Annotated in this window: 14 protein-coding genes and 2 pseudogenes; 9 read left to right on the forward strand and 7 right to left on the reverse strand. The window is 44.0% G+C overall.

The genetic code is table 11. The features are described from left to right. Positions 1–313 precede the first annotated feature (313 nt). Together CDZ87_RS13325 and dcuC are read left to right on the forward strand one after the other, a co-directional pair. Positions 314–1147: an EAL domain-containing protein gene (locus tag CDZ87_RS13325; RefSeq protein WP_100753987.1), complete on the forward strand. Its 834-nt coding sequence runs from the start codon at positions 314–316 to the stop codon at positions 1145–1147. Between the two features lie 283 nt (positions 1148–1430). Further along, entirely contained in the window at positions 1431–2798 is a 1368-nt protein-coding gene (gene dcuC, locus CDZ87_RS13330) for an anaerobic C4-dicarboxylate transporter DcuC (RefSeq protein ID WP_100753988.1), read from the forward strand. Positions 2799–2830: 32 nt separating this feature from the next. Here the strand turns inward: dcuC and CDZ87_RS13335 are convergent. Together CDZ87_RS13335 and galE are read right to left on the reverse strand one after the other, a co-directional pair. Beyond that, positions 2831–2995, reverse strand: a pseudogene (locus CDZ87_RS13335) (DNA-binding response regulator); the annotation flags it as partial. 80 nt (positions 2996–3075) lie between these two features. After that, entirely contained in the window at positions 3076–4092 is a 1017-nt protein-coding gene (galE, locus tag CDZ87_RS13340; RefSeq protein ID WP_100753989.1) for a UDP-glucose 4-epimerase GalE, read from the reverse strand. Positions 4093–4334: 242 nt separating this feature from the next. Here galE and CDZ87_RS13345 point away from each other — a divergent pair, with 242 nt between their 5' ends. Genes CDZ87_RS13345 through CDZ87_RS13355 form a run of 3 tightly spaced genes read left to right on the forward strand, consistent with a single transcriptional unit; the run spans position 4335 to position 6729 of the window. Next, positions 4335–5090, forward strand: coding sequence for a 5-oxoprolinase subunit PxpA (locus CDZ87_RS13345; RefSeq protein WP_100753990.1), 756 nt, complete (start codon positions 4335–4337; stop codon positions 5088–5090). Next, entirely contained in the window at positions 5087–5800 is a 714-nt protein-coding gene (locus tag CDZ87_RS13350; protein ID WP_100753991.1) for a 5-oxoprolinase subunit B family protein, read from the forward strand. The genes CDZ87_RS13345 and CDZ87_RS13350 overlap by 4 nt, the downstream gene beginning before the upstream one ends. Next, positions 5797–6729 carry a 5-oxoprolinase subunit C family protein gene (locus CDZ87_RS13355; protein WP_100753992.1) on the forward strand — a complete coding sequence of 311 codons (933 nt, stop codon included), beginning with the start codon at positions 5797–5799 and terminating at the stop codon, positions 6727–6729. Before CDZ87_RS13350 ends, CDZ87_RS13355 begins: the two co-directional genes overlap by 4 nt. A gap of 70 nt (positions 6730–6799) precedes the next feature. On the opposite strand, the gene CDZ87_RS13360 is transcribed toward CDZ87_RS13355, so the two are convergent. From CDZ87_RS13360 to CDZ87_RS13370, 3 genes are all read right to left on the reverse strand, one after another. Then, positions 6800–8239, reverse strand: a complete 1440-nt coding sequence (locus tag CDZ87_RS13360; protein ID WP_100754009.1) for an FAD-dependent oxidoreductase — start codon at positions 8237–8239, stop codon at positions 6800–6802. A 288-nt stretch (positions 8240–8527) separates the two neighbouring features. Next, entirely contained in the window at positions 8528–10969 is a 2442-nt protein-coding gene (locus CDZ87_RS13365; RefSeq protein WP_100753993.1) for an ABC transporter permease, read from the reverse strand. After that, positions 10969–11643, reverse strand: coding sequence for an ABC transporter ATP-binding protein (locus CDZ87_RS13370; RefSeq protein ID WP_100753994.1), 675 nt, complete (start codon positions 11641–11643; stop codon positions 10969–10971). The genes CDZ87_RS13365 and CDZ87_RS13370 overlap by 1 nt, the downstream gene beginning before the upstream one ends. Between CDZ87_RS13370 and tesA the strand changes: the two genes are divergently transcribed. The 4 genes from tesA to CDZ87_RS13390 all read left to right on the forward strand — a co-directional run bounded on the left by tesA (position 11642) and on the right by CDZ87_RS13390 (position 17382). Then, the gene (gene tesA / locus CDZ87_RS13375; protein WP_100753995.1) at positions 11642–12241 is read left to right on the forward strand and encodes a multifunctional acyl-CoA thioesterase I/protease I/lysophospholipase L1; all 600 of its coding nucleotides are present in this window, start codon (positions 11642–11644) and stop codon (positions 12239–12241) included. The two genes, CDZ87_RS13370 and tesA, sit on opposite strands and share 2 nt — an antisense overlap. Before the next feature lie 76 nt (positions 12242–12317). Next, positions 12318–13508 carry an enoyl-ACP reductase FabV gene (gene fabV, locus CDZ87_RS13380; RefSeq protein ID WP_100753996.1) on the forward strand — a complete coding sequence of 397 codons (1191 nt, stop codon included), beginning with the start codon at positions 12318–12320 and terminating at the stop codon, positions 13506–13508. A gap of 228 nt (positions 13509–13736) precedes the next feature. Then, a complete protein-coding gene (locus CDZ87_RS13385) occupies positions 13737–15647 on the forward strand; it encodes a sensor domain-containing phosphodiesterase (RefSeq protein ID WP_100753997.1) in 1911 nt (636 codons plus the stop codon). A 79-nt stretch (positions 15648–15726) separates the two neighbouring features. Further along, the gene (locus CDZ87_RS13390; RefSeq protein ID WP_100753998.1) at positions 15727–17382 is read left to right on the forward strand and encodes an ABC-ATPase domain-containing protein; all 1656 of its coding nucleotides are present in this window, start codon (positions 15727–15729) and stop codon (positions 17380–17382) included. A gap of 58 nt (positions 17383–17440) precedes the next feature. Here CDZ87_RS13390 and CDZ87_RS13395 read toward each other — a convergent pair whose 3' ends face one another. Both CDZ87_RS13395 and CDZ87_RS13400 read right to left on the reverse strand, forming a co-directional pair. Next, positions 17441–18055: a DNA-J related domain-containing protein gene (locus CDZ87_RS13395; RefSeq protein WP_100753999.1), complete on the reverse strand. Its 615-nt coding sequence runs from the start codon at positions 18053–18055 to the stop codon at positions 17441–17443. Positions 18056–18170: 115 nt separating this feature from the next. Beyond that, positions 18171–18257, reverse strand: a pseudogene (locus CDZ87_RS13400) (isopenicillin N synthase family oxygenase); the annotation flags it as partial. Between the last annotated feature and the right edge of the window lie 99 nt (positions 18258–18356).

Genomic DNA, 18356 nt, shown 5'->3' on the forward strand with positions numbered 1-18356 from the left:
CACGTTTTCTGTCTAGGCTTATAGCTTTGTTTCGTCGTTGAATCATGTGTAATGTGAGTTAATTCTCTTACGCCTGACAACTCACAATGTCTGTTACTCTATGATTAATGGTGAAAAATCATTCGCTTGTGCGACTTGTAGATAGTAAATGATGAGATCTGGATTCAAAAAAATCAACCTCTATAGCTTGCTTTCTTCCAATCCGTACATTGCTCATATAACTTGAATGATTAATGCAGATTTACTAACACTTGTTCAGTTAAACTGATTATTATATATCGACTATTCATAAGCGTTGAGGTCAACACTTGCTATGATACTCTCTACTAAACAGCAGTTCGTTGATTGCTTGGCGATGAATGATCAATCACAATATATTGCTAAGTATAAGAAGCTGGTCTTAAGCAGTGTTTACCAACCGATATTTGACTCACATGGGCAAATTATTGGTGTCGAAGCCCTAGTCCGAATTGAAGACATTGAGCGGGGAAACGTCCGACCTGATATCTTCTTTCACTCGGATAAATTCGAATTCAATGACAAAATGAATGTCGAACGCCTTAGTCGTGTGATTCATATCCGTAACTTTGCTCGCTCTAAATATCGTCACCTACAACTTTTTCTTAATGTTCTGCCTTCGTCTGGACAATACTTATCACTTGATAACATCGAATCGAGTCTACTGTCGCAACGTATCAAGGCACTCAACCTGAATAACTCTCAGTTAGTTATGGAAGTTGTTGAACTTCAAGTTCCCGATGAACGACAGCTGCAGGTAGCGATGAATAAGCTCGCTAAAAGTGGTTTTCATATTGCCATTGATGATTTCGGCGTTGAAGCATCGAATCGACAGCGTGTCGAACAACTTCAACCATCCATCATCAAAATTGACCGCTCACTCATGCTTGCCTACATGAAAGGTGAACCATTTCCATTAATGTCCGGCATCCACTTAGCGAGGCGAGTAGGCGCTAAGTTGGTTGTAGAAGGCATAGAGACTCAGCCGCAACTTGATGCGATGCATGCACTGCATATTGATATGTACCAAGGCTATTATTTAGCAACGCCAAAGCCACTTGAGGTCGTTTATAGTGATGCTCCCACTGAGTGGGCAGCACTCGGTGATCCAAGTTGTGTTTATCGCTGATTGCGACCTCACTCTTCATTTTTGTACTTTTTTTGCTCGCACGCACCTTACGTTCCACGTTAGTACTACCCTCCTGACTCTTTTATTTTATCAGTGTTATTTTTAACAGCTACAAAACTGCATTAGAACAATAGACTTATCTAATAATGACAAGATTACTGATATTTTGCTCTAGATCATGAGTTGTTCAAGTTGCCCTCGTGCTACAGGATAGATTTCTGTACATTACCAGACATATTTTGAAACACTTCCTATAAGATTATTATTATTTCAGGAGATTTCTATGTTGGAGCTCTTAATTGGGTTAGTCGTGACCATTGCGGTTGGGTACTTTATTGTAAAAGAATACAAACCGGCAGGGGTATTACTGGCGGCGGGTATCTTGCTGCTAATTCTTACTGGCTTAATGGGACATACTGTTCTGCCTGCTAAAATTAACTCGACCGGCAATATGCTAACTGACGCCTTGGAGTATGTGAAGTATATGCTGCAATATCGTGGCGGTGGTTTAGGTATGCAGATTATGTTGCTGTGTGGTTTCGCCGCTTATATGACGCATATCGGTGCGAATAACGTGGTTGTGAAACAGTTCTCTAAACCACTATCAGTTATTAAATCACCTTATGTGTTACTTGTTGCTGCTTATATCGTCGCATGTTTGATGTCATTAGCAGTAAGTTCAGCGACAGGTCTTGGTGTTTTGTTAATGGCTACCCTATTCCCTATGATGACCGCAATGGGTATATCTCGCCCTGCCGCGGTCGCCGTTTGTGCGTCACCGGCGGCGATCATTCTCTCACCAACTTCTGGTGATGTGGTTATTGCCGCGGAAAAGTCCGGGTTGAGCCTTGATGTGTTTGCTGTCCAAACCGTACTGCCAGTTTCTATCTGTGCGATTATTGTTATGGCCGCCGCCGCCTTTTTCTGGAACAAATATCTGGATAAAAAAGATAACTCACCAATGGAGCGTGTTGATGTATCAGAGATCGAAGTCAATGCACCTGGGTTCTATGCGGTGTTGCCATTTTTACCGATTTTAGGCGTATTCCTTTTTAACGGCCGTACAATTCCAGGTTTAACACTCGATATCTACACTATCGTTGTACTGTCTATTTTCATTAGCGCTATGGTTGATTATGTGGTGAAAAAGTTCGATGGACAAACTACCCTCGAAGATCTTGAATCTTGCTACGAAGGTATGGCAGATGCTTTTAAGGGGGTTGTTATGCTGTTGGTTGCTGCGGGAGTATTTGCCCAAGGTTTAATGTCGATCGGAGCGATTGATAACTTACTTCATTTGGCAGAAAGTGCTGGTGCGGGTGGTATGACGTTGATGCTAATTCTAACCGCTTTAACGGTAGCCGCGGCCATCGCGACTGGTTCAGGTAATGCCCCTTTCTACGCGTTTGTCGAGCTTGCCCCATCCCTAGCTGCCAAGATGGGAATCAACCCTGCTTTTCTTATCATTCCGATGTTACAGGCCTCTAATTTAGGCCGTACGATTTCACCAGTATCAGGAGTCGTAGTGGCAACCTCAGGCATGGGTAATATCAGCCCGTTTGAAGTAGTGAAACGTACCTCAGTCCCCGTGTTATGCGGTTTGATTACCGTCATTTTAGGCACTGTAGTCTTGGTACCTATGTACGCTTAATACAAGCAAGTAAACAGTCAAAATCATAGGGGGCGCATACGCGCCCTTTTTATTTCAACCAACTCATCAGGTTCTTTATCTTTAAGTAAATAGCCATCTGCTCCAGTTTTGACGATTGCCTCGATATCCGCGGGACTATCAGAAACCGTTAGAATGACAATTGTTGCGTCACACTCGTCAGTACGTAGTGCATTAAACAAGCGTAATTGGTTTAATTACAAACCTTCATAATAAAGCCACCGCAAATACGGTGGCTTTATTTTATCAGTCGCCCAAGTTAAATATCTGGGTAGCCCTGAGGGTTATTCGACTGCCAACGCCAGGTATCTGTTGTCATATCATCCAAGCTACGTACGGCTTTCCATCCCAATTCTTGCATCGCTTTCGATGGATCTGCCCAGCACTCTGCAATATCACCAGCCCGTCGTGCTACAACTTGATAAGGGACTTGCTGACCACTGGCCGCTTCAAACGCTTTGACCATTTCCAAAACACTAGAACCATTCCCCGTTCCAAGGTTATAGATGTGCAAACCCATTTTAGATCCAACATTTTCCAGCGCTGCAATATGACCATCAGCCAAATCAACAACATGAATATAATCACGAACGCCCGTTCCATCTGGTGTTGGGTAATCATTACCAAAAACGGATAAACACTCACGTCGCCCTACTGCAACTTGTGACACGAACGGCATCAAGTTGTTAGGAATACCTTGAGGGTCTTCACCAAGCTCACCACTCGGATGAGAACCAACGGGATTAAAGTAACGTAGTAAGGTAATACTCCAATCTGAGTGAGCATGATGAAAATCTGTTAAACACTCTTCAACCATTAACTTGCTGCGACCATAAGGGTTGGTCGCGCTAGTTGGAAAATCTTCAGTAATAGGCACAGACGCTGGATCACCATACACGGTTGCAGATGATGAAAATACTAATGATTTGACGCCTGCTTCTTGCATTGCAGCCACCAAAACTAAGGTTCCATTGACGTTGTTGTCGTAGTATTCAAGCGGCTTTTCTACCGATTCACCAACAGCCTTAAGACCTGCAAAATGTATCACGGCATCAATAGCGTAGTTTTTTAACGTCTTGGTTAGCAGTGTTTTGTCGCGAATATCACCTTTTACAAAATCAAGCCGGTGTCCAGTGACTTTTTCTATACGTTGCAACACTGCTTGCTTGCTGTTGTAAAGGTTATCAAAAATAACTGGAGTAATACCGGCACCCAGCATTTGAATGCAAGTATGGCTGCCAATGTAGCCCATTCCACCAGTGACTAAAACTTTCATATAACGCGCCTTTTTTAAAATATTTTCATCATCATACCTAAGCATAATGAGTCAATACAGAAACATTGTAAATCTTACACAAACAACAAAATAGACTTCACTTAACCTGTCTAGATCACGTCAATGACTTTTCGTTATCGCTAAGTTGAGTACCGATTAATTAAACAATGAAATTGATCACTGAATATTTTACTCAATTGAAACATGTTACTGAATAACATGCATAAGGATATGAGTAATTAATGACAAAACGTTCAATCAGTCTTAATTGTGATATGGGTGAAAGCTTTGGCCATTGGGTGATGGGCAACGACGCGCAGGTAATGCCACATATTGATATGGCCAGTATTGCTTGTGGTTTTCATGCCTCAGATCCACAGATAATGAGTAAGACCGTTCAACTTGCGCTTAGCAACGATGTTCAGATCGGCGCTCACCCGAGTTATCCCGATCGACAAGGTTTTGGTCGTCGCAGCATTCCTATGTCGGCAGACGAAGTAACCAATATGCTGATCTATCAAATCGGCGCCCTAAACGGGCTGTGCGAGAGTCACAATGCCGAACTGCGTTATGTCAAACCTCATGGCGCCTTATACAATGACATGCAAACTCATCTAACGGTGTTTGAAGCGGTACTGGATGCGGTGTCGAGTTTTGATCTGCCGCTAATGACGCTGGCCATCACCGATAACCAACCTCTGCTTGATCTTGCCGACCGATACGATGTCCCTTTGCTCTTTGAAGCCTTTGCTGACCGACGCTATCAAGTAAATGGCCAACTTGCCTCACGCAGCAATTCTGATGCGGTTTTGACAAGTCCTGACGATATATTAAGTCAAGTACAACAAATTGCACTTTACGGCAAAGTGCGCACTATCGATGGCTTCATGATTCCCTTAGAAGTCGACACCATTTGTGTTCATGGTGATAACCCGCAAAGTATCAGCGTCATCAAGCAAATTAAACAACTGTTGGCTAAGGAGGGCGCTTTGTTATGAAGCTCAACGCCTCAATCGATCCCGTTGCAGAATGCTCAATATTAATTCGTTTTGATAGTGAACCCAGTGATCACTTGTCATGGGTCATTGGTGAAATCAGTCATTATCTCAGCAATCAATTAGGCGCATGGGTGATGAATGTAACACCTTCATTCAACACCATTTTGGTTGACTACCTGCCTCATCGCATTTCGATATTTGAGTTTGTTCCGTACCTTGAACATTTGGTCACTGAAGCATTAGAAAATATGCCTGAATCTCATCAATCAGAGGTGATCACACTACCTATTTACTATGACTTATCTGTCGGCCCAGATCTGGCGCTGTACCAATCAGACGGAGTCGATATTAACCGTTTTCGTGATCTTCATAGTCAAGTTGAGTATACCGTTGGCGCAATTGGCTTCTCTGCCGGGTTTGCGTTTCTAACTGCGGTTGATCATCGAATTAGACGACCGAGAAAAGCATCGCCACGTGTCACCGTGCCTAAAGGCAGTGTCGGGATCGCGAACAATCAAACGGCAATTTATCCTAGTGAGTCGCCAGGTGGCTGGAATATCATCGGTAACTGCCCTACTCAGCTTTATCATCCAGATAAAGCAAAAGTATTACCGTTCAGTATTGGAACTAAAGTACGTTTCGAGTCGATTGATTACGACACGTTTGTTCAGCTTGGTGGCAAGGTAAACAAGGATTGGGATTGGCAATGACATCAACAAACTTTATTGAAGTAATAAAACCTGGCCAACAGACACTGATTCAAGACTTTGGACGTTTTGGTTTAGCTCATTTTGGTATTACTCAAGGTGGCCCGGTGGATGACTACGCGTACAGTTGGGCAAACCATTTACTTGGTAATACTGTCAATATGGCGGCGCTTGAAATCACTTTAGGTCAGGCAGATTTTCTTATTCATGCTTCTTGTGAGATGGCGATTGCTGGCGGCGATCTCTGCGCTCGTCTTGATGGACAACTGCTGACCAATTGGTCAACGTTTCGGGCGGTTAAGGGACAAACACTCACCTTTAGCTTACCGAAAAACGGTTTACGTGCCTATTTGGCCATCAAAGGGGGATTTAACGTGATGCCTCATCTTGGTAGTGTCGCTACCGTGACTCGTGATCAATTGGGCGGATTAGCTGGTGGAAACTCACTATCTTTGGGTGATGTACTTAATTTTACCCCACATACGATTCGCGCTCGTCCGGTTCAAACAACGTTTCGCTTTAAACCTGATTACAATTTACCACTAGAGCTGCGGTTTATCGAAGGCTACCAAGTCAATGAGTTTGATCGTGATGCGGTTGACTCGATTTATAACCAGCAGTTTGAGGTCAGCCAATTAATCAACCGCATGGGTTACCGCCTATCAGGAAGTCGGATTCAGCCGCCAAACAAAGAGTACTTATCAGAAGGCATTGCGCTAGGCGCCGTTCAAGTAACGCCTAGCGGTGAACCAATTGTGCTGCTTAATGACCGACAAACGATTGGTGGCTATCCTAAAATTGGTTGTGTCGCGCGCATCGACCTACCACGTCTTGCCCAAGCGAAACCAGGGCAAAAAGTGTCATTTGTTCGCGGCGACTTACTCGGACTTCAAGATGTATGGGGTCAATGGGCGCGATTTTTCGGCTATTAATATTGCGACGTTTGATTGTTTTCAAGGAAAACCGCCGAGTTAAGCTTAACTCGGCACCTTATATACACCTTTATTGACCGTAGTATTGCGCCAACTGAGCAGGATATGACCTCTGCTGAGCTAACTGTTCAGCACGCAATTCTACCTCTTCAGCGCTTAAGCTGTGCATGACAGGATGCAGATCTTCAATCACATCAGTGTGATATTCGAAAAGTTGCCATTGCTTAACTAGCTTTATCGCCGCTTCTAAAGCCGAAGACCCTTTAACCACCTCAACGCGGGCATAGTGATGGCCTTCAAACGTCACATCAGCCGCACGCAGCGTTTCATCTTGTCCTGGGATCTGCTGTGCACCAAATAGTGGCGTTCCATATTCGTTGGCATCAACATAACTTGGAATATATTTCGCCATATGTTCAATCGCACGTTGACTACGCTCGACCACAACAGACGAGTCCCAGCCTTTTTGAATCTTATTAAGCAGCCTCAACGGTAACTTAGGCTGAGACGACCCATGTTTATTGGCGACAAGTCCATCTTCAAATAAAGTGATGTCTTTGGTCATACCGTGCAATTGAAATACCCCACCCGGATAGGGGGTTAACTGAGCCATACCATTTGGGGTCCCACGTTGACCATGGAAAATCACCTCAGGCCACAGTTCATTGCACTGCGACCAACGCGTTACATAGGCCGCTTTGAACTCAACCAGACGCTGACGCGACTTTTTGGCTAAGTCATCAATTGACCCTGTTTCATAGCCACAAGCATTGACAAGATAATCGACCTTTAGACAACTAAGTTTGCCACTGTCGCTGCGGTATTCTATCTTCCAACCATCGTCATACTCTTCAACGCCAACGACTTGCGTATTCGTCATTAACTGACAATTAGGCATCTGTTCTAAGGCTAAGGTTGCCGATGCCGCAATACGAAAGACACTCCAGCCTGGCTCTTGCACCCCAACAATTGGAAATTGTAAGGCATCGAGATCGGTATGTTTGGCAAAAGGGATCAACCATTCGTCGATTGAATTTGGTTGAACCGGTTGCTGCTGCATGGCTAACATTTCGATCTCTTCACGAGTGTAGAATTTATAGTACTGAGACGGCTCACCCAATACTTTATTCGCAGGATCTGCCTCAACTAACTCACGATAACAGTTTTGGATAGTGACTAAACGATCTCTGAGCGCATCCGGACTGCCATCATCACTGCAGGGTACTGCAATCACGGTTGGGCGGTGGTTTATCGTTTGTGGATAGAGTCTCACAGTATCAATAGACTGTTTAAGTAATTCAACACACTGCTGAGTTGATATCTCTCGGTACAAATTTCCACCAGCATGCAAATGACAGATTGGTGGACCACAGACCAAACTTGCGCTCTTTTCCATTAGAGTGATATTCATACCGAGTTCGGCTAAGTGAACCGCGGCCGTTGCTCCTGCAATACCACCACCAATGATCGCGATTTTTGGGCTGACTGATGTCTGTTGTTCAGATTGCATTAATTTTGCTAATTCATTCATTATCAGAACATTTTACTCGTTATATCGGGCGAAAAAAATCACAATTTTTACAGGGTAAAAATGCGACGTTGAAACGTAAAAAAATTGCAAAAAAAGTCTTGACTTAGATTTGAATAATTCAGAAATGAACAACATTGTGAATAACAGAAATGCCAAGGACTTTACGGCTATTGGGCTATAACAAAATCACCTTAAGAGTCGGGCTGAGTTATCCCAAACTTTATCCACCGTTTTTGTGGATAACTGTACTTCTCAGCCCGTATGATGTTAGCTAACTGCTTTATTTATAGGGGTTAGTAGCCGTTTAATCAAACTATTAACCACTAAAGCAAGTGTGCAAAACGTGCTTATAGGTAGCGCCAACCACAGCATCCCATGCAGCTTAGGTGGTAAATCGAAACCAAACCATACAATCGCAGCAACCACCGCCTCAGAGCCTAATATGGCGATAAAACTGGCGACTAATGCCATCAAACCATACTCTGCCCAGATGGTCTGTTCTACCCGCTTTTTACTTGCCCCTAAGGTGCGATAAAGCTGAATTTCGTCTTGTCGTTGACCTAAGCTTAATCTAAGTAACGTGAATATTAATAACAAGCCTGATAGCACACCAATCCCAGCTAATAACGTAATCGACCAGACTATTTGCTCTAAGAGTTGTTGTATCTTCTCGCCCATCACTCGAATATCCATCAAACTGACCGTTGGGTGCTGCCGTGACAAAAGGTTTAACAAGTCACCTTGATTGTCTGCAAGTCTGAAACTGACCAAATATGTGGCGGGTATATTCTCAAGTACATCGGGGGAAAAAATGAAGTAAAAATTCGGCTTCATATCTCGCCACTCGACCGCGCGTATTGAATTTACCTGCGCACTCACCAATTGGCTGTTAATGACAAAATCCAGCGTATCACCAATCGCTAAACCTAAATCTTCAGCCACATCCGATTCGACAGACACACCATTATTCGCAGTCCAATCGCCTTGCAGCAATTGGTTATGCTCTGGGATGCCTGTTGCGAAGGTAAAGTTAAGCTCTCGCCTTAACGCGTCACTGGCCTCTTCACCGTTAGCCGCCTGTTTAGCATCAATGCCATTGACTTGCGTTAAACGTCCGCGAATGATCGGATAAGCCTCTGAGCGCTCAATGCTATTATCATCAAGCACCTGCAAATACGCCTGTTTTTCATAAGGTGCAATGTTGAGTGCAAATGCGTTAGGTGCATTTTCAGGTAAGGTACGTTGCCAATCGGATAACAGATCAGTTCGAACTAGCCACATGGTGGAAAGAAGCATTAATGACAGCGCAAGTGCGCCAAACTGTATGCCAGTTGCCGTCATTGAGCGATTGATTCGGCTCAGCGCCAGCTTAAATGCCGTATTGAGTGGTACTTTACCCAGTAATTTGGTTAAACCAATACTGACAATGGCTAAGGCCAAAAACAGCACAATAATGCCACCAAGTACAATCCAAACCAGTAGGTTGTCATAGTACGCCAGAATCATCGGCATAATCGGTACCATCACCAACCAATAGTGAGCTCGTTTTTGGTTATGATTCGCTTGTGGCTGCATGACATTGATTGTACTAACGTTGACCAAACCAATAAGGGGAATACCCAGTGCAGGAATCGCGATAAGCGAGCTGGTGAGTATGGACACCAGCACAGGTTTTAGTCCATAACTCGGAAGCGGACTGGGTAATAAATCAACCAAAGGAATGCGCAGTAAGTACTCTAATAATACCCCGACGCCAATACCAATCACGACAGCTGTGATAAATAGCATTGCTACTTGAATTAGCAACCAATGACTTATCCATCTTCTGCTCGCCCCTAGGCTTTTCAGCATGGCAATGGTCTTACGTCGCGTCGAAACGTAGTGCTGGCATGTCAAGACTAGCGTTGTCGCTGCCATAATCACAACAATTGCTACCGTCAGCGATAAATATTGCTGCGTACGTTGAAACACTTCATTGGTGCGACTGGCACTATTTTGATCGCGCCATCGATCGCTGGGCGTAAGTTCTACCGATTGCTTTAGTTGCTCAATCACCTGTTCATCGCCATTGATGTAAACATTAAAGCGCACACGGCTACCTAACTGGACTGCGCCCGTTTTATCTAGATCATTGCTGTGAATAAATGCAGATGGCATTTGCTGAAATGGATTGAAGCTCAATCCGGGCTCCTCGTTGATTTTTCCGCTTACGATAAAATCAGCATCACCCACAGTGACAGCATCACCAATTGAGACTTCAAGTTGAGAAAACAGTCGCTCATCTAACCACAATTCACCAGGTTGAACGCTCGACGAGGTATTTTTTCCGTCAAACAAAACCATTTCACCACGCAGCGGGTAGCGGCTGTCGACCGCTTTAACCGTGATTAACTGCATCGATTTATCACTAAACGCCATGGTGCGAAATCGTGTTTGTTGCGAAGTGATTAAGTCAAGTGATTGAGTCAGTTGATAGAACTGTGAGTCGATCGGATTCGAAGAGACAAAGACCATATCGGCGGTTAATGCCTGCTTACCCTGTTTAACAATTACCTGTTCCATACGTTCAGCTAGTGCCGTTAGTGCAAAGATACAAGCGATGATCAAGGTCAAGGCAATGCTAACGGGCCACAATTGACCATGTTTTATCTCGCTAAGACTCCAACTCACTAAGCGCTTGTTGAGTCCAATCGGGGTGGCAGCAGACATTATGACTCCTCCAACAGACCAGCTTTCATTGTGAAGGTGCGATCGCAGCGCTGGGCCAGTTTAGGATCATGAGTTACCAACACCAACGTTGTGCCATGTTGTTTATTTAGCTCAAACAGCAATTTAATGATCTTACCTGCCGTTTGTTGGTCAAGGTTCCCCGTTGGCTCATCGGCAAACAGTACACGCGGCTGGATCATAAACGCTCGTGCAAGTGCGACACGTTGCTGCTCTCCCCCTGAAAGCTGCGATGGCGAGTGATGCGTTCTACTGCCAAGCCCTACTGACTCCAATAAATCAATAGCCCGCTGCTTATCTTCTGCATCACCTTTTAACAAACAAGGAAGTGTCACATTGTCGATAGCACTTAGACTGGGTATTAACAAAAAGCTTTGGAAGACAAAACCCACTGCCTCGCTGCGAATCGCTGCACGTTGCTCGTCATTAAGTTGATGGATGGGCTTTCCTAATAGATGAATCTCACCCGTTGTCGGGGTATCTAGGCCAGCCAATAAAGTCATTAGTGTTGATTTACCCGCTCCTGAGGTGCCGACAATCGCAACACTTTCACCCTCTTTGATATCGAGATTTACATCATCAAGGATTGTTAATTGCTCTTGATTAGTAGAGACTATTTTACACAATGATTGAGCTTTAATAACGGACGTTTGCATGATGCGACTACTTTCCTTTGTCTTAATAATTTTTTGTTTAAACCCAGCCTATGGCAAAACCCTGTTAATTCTCGGTGACAGCTTAAGTGCGGGTTATCAAATGCCGATTGAAAAAGCTTGGCCCTCTCTTATTACGCATGATTTAGCGGAAAAGGGTCAAAACATTCAAGTCATTAACGCAAGTATCTCAGGAGATACGACCGGTAACGGCCTTGCAAGGTTGCCCAACTTACTCAGCCTACATCAACCAGATTACGTCTTGATTGAGCTTGGCGCAAACGATGGTTTACGCGGTTTTCCACCCAACCTAATTCAAACAAACTTGGTAAATATGATTGAGATGGTACGCAGCGCACAGGCCAAGCCAATTTTGATGCAGATCCACGTATTACCCAATTACGGTAAGCGCTACACGGAAGCCTTCTCTGCTATTTACCCACAAGTTGCTGAAAAACAAAAAATTCCACTGTTACCCTTTTTCTTAGAAGGGGTGGTTATTAAACCAGAATGGATGATGAGCGATGGGTTACACCCTAAACCAGAAGCGCAAGCTTGGATTGCAAATTTTGTTGCCAATCAATTGATTAATTACCTCTAATTGCCCTAGCTCAATAAACTTTGTAACACTTTAGGTTACCTTGTTGAAATGCCTATGCCGGTTGAAGGAATAAACAATGATTATCGAACCTGTTATCCATGGTGTTGTTGCACGCAGCGCCCATCCTCTGGGTTGCCAACAAGCAATTCTCAATCAAATTAACTATGTTAAGTCAGCTCAACCAATCAAGCATGGTCCTAAACGTGTACTGATCCTCGGCGGATCATCAGGGTTTGGTTTAGCGTCGCGTATCGCGCTTGCCTTCGGTGGTGCAGAGGCAGACACCATTAGTGTGTCATACGAGAAAGCACCGTGTTCTGATAGAACCGCCTCTGCTGGCTTTTACAACGATTACTACTTCCAGCAGTTTGCCAATCAACATGGTCGTCAGGCGATTAACATTCACGGCGATGCTTTTTCCGATCAAATCAAGACTGAAGTCATTGAAGCAATAGAGACGTACTTCGAAGGTGAAGTGGATCTGATCATTTACAGTGTCGCCAGTGGCATTCGTCCCGATCCAGAAAGTGACAAAATTTGGCGCTCTTCAATAAAACCGATGACAGAGCCAGTATCTGGCGCGACTTTAGTGCTGGAAAATGATCATTGGCAACGGGCTAATTTAAAAGTAGCGTCCGAGCAAGAAGCGCTTGAGACAATTAAAGTGATGGGTGGGGAAGATTGGGAGCGCTGGATTGATGCTTTAATTAACGCGGAATCAATAGCCGCTGGTTGCAAAACCGTCGCTTTCTCATACATCGGCCCAGAAATCACTCATCCCATTTATCTTGACGGTACCTTAGGGCGAGCGAAAGTTGATTTGCATCAAACTAGCCACTCACTCAATCTAAAATTGGCCAATTTTGATGGCGGCGCTTATGCGAGCGTTTGTAAGGCGTTAGTGACCAAAGCCAGTGTTTTTATCCCCGGACTAAGCCCTTATTTGATTGCATTGTACAAAGTAATGAAGCAGCAAGGCACGCATGAAGGCTGCATTGAACAAATGCAACGCCTATTCACAACCAAGCTCTATGGACAAGACAACGTTCCCGTTGATGGAGAACGCTTGATCCGTATTGATGATCTTGAGTTAGAAACATCGACACAGTTAAAAGTCGCTCAACTGATGGAAAGCTTAAATGCTGACAACTTTCGACACGTTGGCGATTATAACGGGTTCAAGCAAGAGTTTTTGAACCTTAACGGGTTTGGCTTTGAAAATATCGATTATTCTCAAGAGATCGATACTGATATGTTGATTAAATAAACTATCCATTAAAGAAGAAAATCTTAATTTTGAGACAATATAAATTGAACGTCCCAGAGATTCTCTCTGGGCTTCTTTTTATCATAGCGATAGGGCATTCTGCCTACTAGACAAGAGTGTGACCGTTTCACTCGTATAAAGTTTACTTGCGAATCCATCATAACGACTATGATTAATTGAAGGTGCAAAGGTTGTACCCGTGACAATTTATCGCTCATGGAATAGTTTATGTCCAAATTAAACACCAGTAATATGGCAATTCCCGCAGAAATGAGTTCTGCATGGCAAGGTATTTTAAATCTGCTCGCCGAAATTGTTGCTACACCCGCGGCTCTGATCATGCGAATTCGTCCTCAGCACATTGAAGTGTTCTCAGCAAATAACAACCACCCCCACCCCTATCACATCGGCGATCAAGAATCATTAGGATGCGGATTGTACTGTGAAACCGTTATCAAAACCAACCAAGCGCTTTTGGTTGCTAATGCAATGCACGATAAGCAGTGGTGTAATAACCCAGATATCGAACTCGGTATGATAGCCTATTGCGGCTTACCTTTATTGTGGCCCAACGGTGATGTGTTCGGTACTATTTGCCTCTTAGATGATCAAGAGAATGCGTTTAATCGAACTTATCAACAACTTCTTGCGTCGTTTCGAGATTCCATTGAAGCTCAACTAACGACTCTGTATCAAAATCAGCACCTTGAACAAATTAACTCTGAGCTCAAGTCACGCGTAAAAACCCGGACTCAAGACTTAGTTGAACTAAACTACTCACTCAATCAAGAAATAGATAAACGTATCGCTGCAGAGCGTAAAGTACATTACCAGCAACGACACGACATTGGCACGGGCTTTCTCAACCGTGCCACACTTGAATCAAAAGTTGATGAAAAAATAGACACGCTAGCTGATGATTCACAACGCAAGATCGCCGCATTACACATTGGTTTTACCAACGGACGTCACATTCAAGCAAAATATGGCTATGTGGCTTGGGAACAAATTCTGGTCACTTTTCGCCAACGGCTGATTAAGCATGATGAACGTGATGTGCTGACAGCACGCCCCTCATCAAACGATCTTGTTTTAGTGTTAGATAGTAAACAGTTCGAACATGATATCAATATCTTGTGTAGTGAGTTAGTGGCTGTAAGTCAGTCTGAGTTTTTCATCGACGATCAAACACTTCATCTACATAGCTATATCGGGGTCGCCAGTTCCGACGACACACGGTGTGGAAAAGACTTAATTAAATATGCGACTGAGGCAATGCAATCGTGTAAAGACTCTGGCCATAAATTCAGTTTCTATAACCAAGATATTGCTGATACACAAAAGAACATCAATCAACTTGAAAGCTATTTATTACAGGCGGTTCGTAACGACGACTTACTGCTCTACTTTCAACCTAAGGTCGCCCCGCTGACACGAAAATGGATAGGTGCTGAAGCATTACTCCGCTGGCGACATCCGATACTAGGGGATATTTCTAATGAAACCCTTATTCACCTCGCCGAGCAAAATGGGCTGATTTTTGAGGTTGGTAGTTTTGTATTACGCTCGGCAATTGAGAAAGCGTCTGAATGGTTAAACTCTGTCGATGACTTTACCATTAGTATTAATGTTTCAGCTGTCCAACTACAAAGCCCACAGTTTGTCAGCCAGCTTAAAGATTTACTCTCTGCTTATCAGCTTCCAGCGTCATACATTGAACTTGAAATCACTGAAAGTGGATTGATTGCTGACGAAGTTATCGCGCGTAATACACTGACATCATTAAGTAATCTTGGCGTTACGCTGTCACTAGATGACTTTGGGACCGGCTATGCCTCATTTAACTATTTAAAAAAATTCCCATTTGACGCGATTAAAATTGATAAGAGTTTCATTCAGCAACTTGAACACAGCGAGCAAGATAAAGAAATCGTTCGCTCGATCATTCATATCGCTAAAAAACTCGACTTGGCAGTCACCGTTGAAGGGATTGAGAATTCTGCGCACGAAACCTTTATATTAGCGGAAGGATGTGACATTGGCCAAGGCTACCTTTATGGGAAACCTATGCCTTGCGATGAGTTTGAATTGAGCTTTCTTAACCAAAACCATTCCACTCACCGCTACTCATATTCGTAACTCGTCGCTTAAGTCTTTACTCTGCGACGAGCGGTTCCTATAATCCTCGCCCTTATCGTCACTAAATCATGAGTTCAATATGGACCAATTAATCAATACGCTAAAAAAAATCGAAAAACAAAATTATCGTACCTACCAACAGATCAAAGGCCAGTACGACTTTAGCGATTTTACACTCCATATTGATCACGTTCAGGGCGACCCATATGCTTCAGCATCTCGCCTACGTGCGATCCGTCCTTGGTCGGTGACAGGGCTTAGTTGGTTGCAAGCGCAATCAACCGCTTATCAAGTTGGCGCCCGCGACTATATCGCTCGACGATTCGCTGAATTAGCTAAGCAAGATGCGGCCATTAGTATTGCGCTTACCGGTCAGACTGTAATAGATAGCACCGCCGTCATTTTTACACCACAAGGTATCGAAATTAGATTCCGCGTTAACCTTCCTGCTGAAGGCCGTTCCGTATTAGGCAAAAAATCAACGAACCTACTGACGTTCCATTTACCTAAATTCATTCGTCGTGCCACGATTGAACGAGAGCTTGATATTGATGACCTAAAACGCCATTGCCAAGTTGTCGAAGACCAAGCGGCACTGCGTACTCAGCTAGCTGAAAACAACCTAGTTGCGTTTATAGGTAACGGCTCCCTACTGCCACGCGTGGCAGGAAATTGCGATCTGCCGATGAAAGAAGCGGTCGCATTTGTTGCGCCTAGTTCGTTAGAAGTGACGCTAAAAACTCCCAACCAAGGAGCGATTAAAGGCTTGGGTGTCCCGAAAGGCATTACGCTGATTGTGGGCGGGGGTTTCCACGGCAAATCGACCCTACTCAGTGCCATTGAGCGTTCTATTTACGACCACATTCCAGGCGATGGCCGAGAGATGATTGTCACTGATTGCAATGCCGTAAAAATCCGCGCGGAAGATGGTCGCTGTGTCCATAACCTCAATCTGTCTAATTACATCAACCATCTGCCTATGAATAAACAGACTGACAACTTCTCTACTCAAGATGCATCTGGCTCAACTTCGCAAGCGGCTTGGTTACAAGAATCCATTGAAGCTGGCGCGAGTAGTGTTTTAATTGATGAAGATACGTCTGCGACTAACTTTATGATTCGTGATGAACGTATGCAGGCACTGGTGAGTAAAGGCGACGAACCGATTACTCCGTTGGTTGATCGCATTGGACAACTCAGAGACGAGCTGGATATTTCAACACTCATTGTTATGGGTGGCTCGGGTGATTATCTCGATGTGGCTGATACTGTGATTCAAATGAGCGACTACCAACCTTTGGATGTCACTGAAAAAGCGCAACAGGTGGTTGCACAGCATCCAAGTCAGCGCGAAAATGAATCAGAGTCTAACCTTGCCACCTTCCCGCCACGCCAATTTAACTGTCCAGCATTACAAGCACTGCTCGTTGACGGAAAATTCCGTGTGGCGGCAAAGGGTACTGATTCGCTACGGTTCGGTAAAGAGTACGCCGATCTATCAGCGTTGGAGCAAATCGAGTCAAGTAGTGAAGTGCATGCGATTGGTTGGCTGTGGTTTCAGTTTGCTCAGCAACCAGGATGGAGTCAAAACCCAGCCAAAGACTTTGCTAGTTTACTCAATGATGAGTGGTTTACGGCGATGCCCAACTACGGTGACTTAGCCAAACCTCGCGTTGTTGACGTTTTAGCTGTTTTAAATCGTATGCGTAAGTCTCAATTTAAATCTGTGCTGTAAGTCGTACGCCCATCATCCTCTCTAAAGGCACCGATGGTGCTTTTTTAAATTAGTTGATTTAACGTAAAACGTTCCACGCTTCACACAGAATTCGAAAGCGCTCACTATTTCCAGATTCTCTATCAGGATGCCATTTTAATGCCAGTTTGCGCCATGTTCGGCGTATTTCGCTTTGGCTAGAATCATAGGGTAGCTCAAACAATCGGAGCGCTTTTTCACGGTCCATATCTTTGCCATTGTGGCTACCAACAAAGTCACGGTATTTAGACCAAAAGTCGTTCAGTAGTCGCTTCACCTCACCTTCATCCGCTTCATAATTGTGCCATTGAATATAGTAATCACGCAAAGGATCTTGATGGTCCACCTCATGGCCACAGGCATGATGTGACGACATTAAAACAATGTCCATTGCCGCGACTTGCAGCCAATTGTCGGGATAAAGAGTCTCTTGTAACTGATAAAGCGCGTTCATAATAAGGAAGTTACGTTTAAACAAATCTTTTTCAGGCAAAGGATCAAGTAAGGGGATATAGCCAAGATCACCCAAGTGAGACGCCAAAGTGTGCACTTTCCATCCACTGGGCTGCTTTCGTAGTACATCTAAAATCGGCCACAACAGTGGGTTTTCCATGTACTGTTGAAACTGCGCTGTAACTTGCTGACCTTTTTCCATAAACCCACCTAACTGTTTTTATTTACTTAATGCTATTCACCTTCATTTGTCGAGTCTTGGTCATGACAATTGTCGCCTGAGCCAAAAAAAAGAGCAGTGATTGCGGCTCTGATATCTAAATAACACCTAACTCTCTTAAACGTTCCATCAGATAGCTGTCTGCAGTATATCTCTCAGACAAGACCACTTGCAGTTTAGGATGCTACTTGCAAACAAAGTCAGATACATAAAGAGTGTGCAACGTCGTTTGTTTTCAACAATTATTGTGAATAAGTAAGCCTTATGACCACACATAAATTGA

This window comes from Vibrio salilacus, from assembly GCF_002811245.1.
In the GTDB taxonomy this organism is placed as follows: domain Bacteria; phylum Pseudomonadota; class Gammaproteobacteria; order Enterobacterales; family Vibrionaceae; genus Vibrio; species Vibrio salilacus.

Coding starts and splice junctions, on each gene's coding strand:
- CDZ87_RS13370 (WP_100753994.1), bottom strand. CDS start 11,643: ATGCAAACGTCCGTTATTAAAGCTCAATCATTGTGTAAAATAGTCTCT.
- CDZ87_RS13355 (WP_100753992.1), top strand. CDS start 5,797: ATGACATCAACAAACTTTATTGAAGTAATAAAACCTGGCCAACAGACA.
- CDZ87_RS13365 (WP_100753993.1), bottom strand. CDS start 10,969: ATGTCTGCTGCCACCCCGATTGGACTCAACAAGCGCTTAGTGAGTTGG.
- dcuC (WP_100753988.1), top strand. CDS start 1,431: ATGTTGGAGCTCTTAATTGGGTTAGTCGTGACCATTGCGGTTGGGTAC.
- CDZ87_RS13345 (WP_100753990.1), top strand. CDS start 4,335: ATGACAAAACGTTCAATCAGTCTTAATTGTGATATGGGTGAAAGCTTT.
- CDZ87_RS13390 (WP_100753998.1), top strand. CDS start 15,727: ATGGACCAATTAATCAATACGCTAAAAAAAATCGAAAAACAAAATTAT.
- fabV (WP_100753996.1), top strand. CDS start 12,318: ATGATTATCGAACCTGTTATCCATGGTGTTGTTGCACGCAGCGCCCAT.
- tesA (WP_100753995.1), top strand. CDS start 11,642: ATGATGCGACTACTTTCCTTTGTCTTAATAATTTTTTGTTTAAACCCA.
- galE (WP_100753989.1), bottom strand. CDS start 4,092: ATGAAAGTTTTAGTCACTGGTGGAATGGGCTACATTGGCAGCCATACT.
- CDZ87_RS13360 (WP_100754009.1), bottom strand. CDS start 8,239: ATGCAATCTGAACAACAGACATCAGTCAGCCCAAAAATCGCGATCATT.
- CDZ87_RS13385 (WP_100753997.1), top strand. CDS start 13,737: ATGTCCAAATTAAACACCAGTAATATGGCAATTCCCGCAGAAATGAGT.
- CDZ87_RS13325 (WP_100753987.1), top strand. CDS start 314: ATGATACTCTCTACTAAACAGCAGTTCGTTGATTGCTTGGCGATGAAT.
- CDZ87_RS13350 (WP_100753991.1), top strand. CDS start 5,087: ATGAAGCTCAACGCCTCAATCGATCCCGTTGCAGAATGCTCAATATTA.
- CDZ87_RS13395 (WP_100753999.1), bottom strand. CDS start 18,055: ATGGAAAAAGGTCAGCAAGTTACAGCGCAGTTTCAACAGTACATGGAA.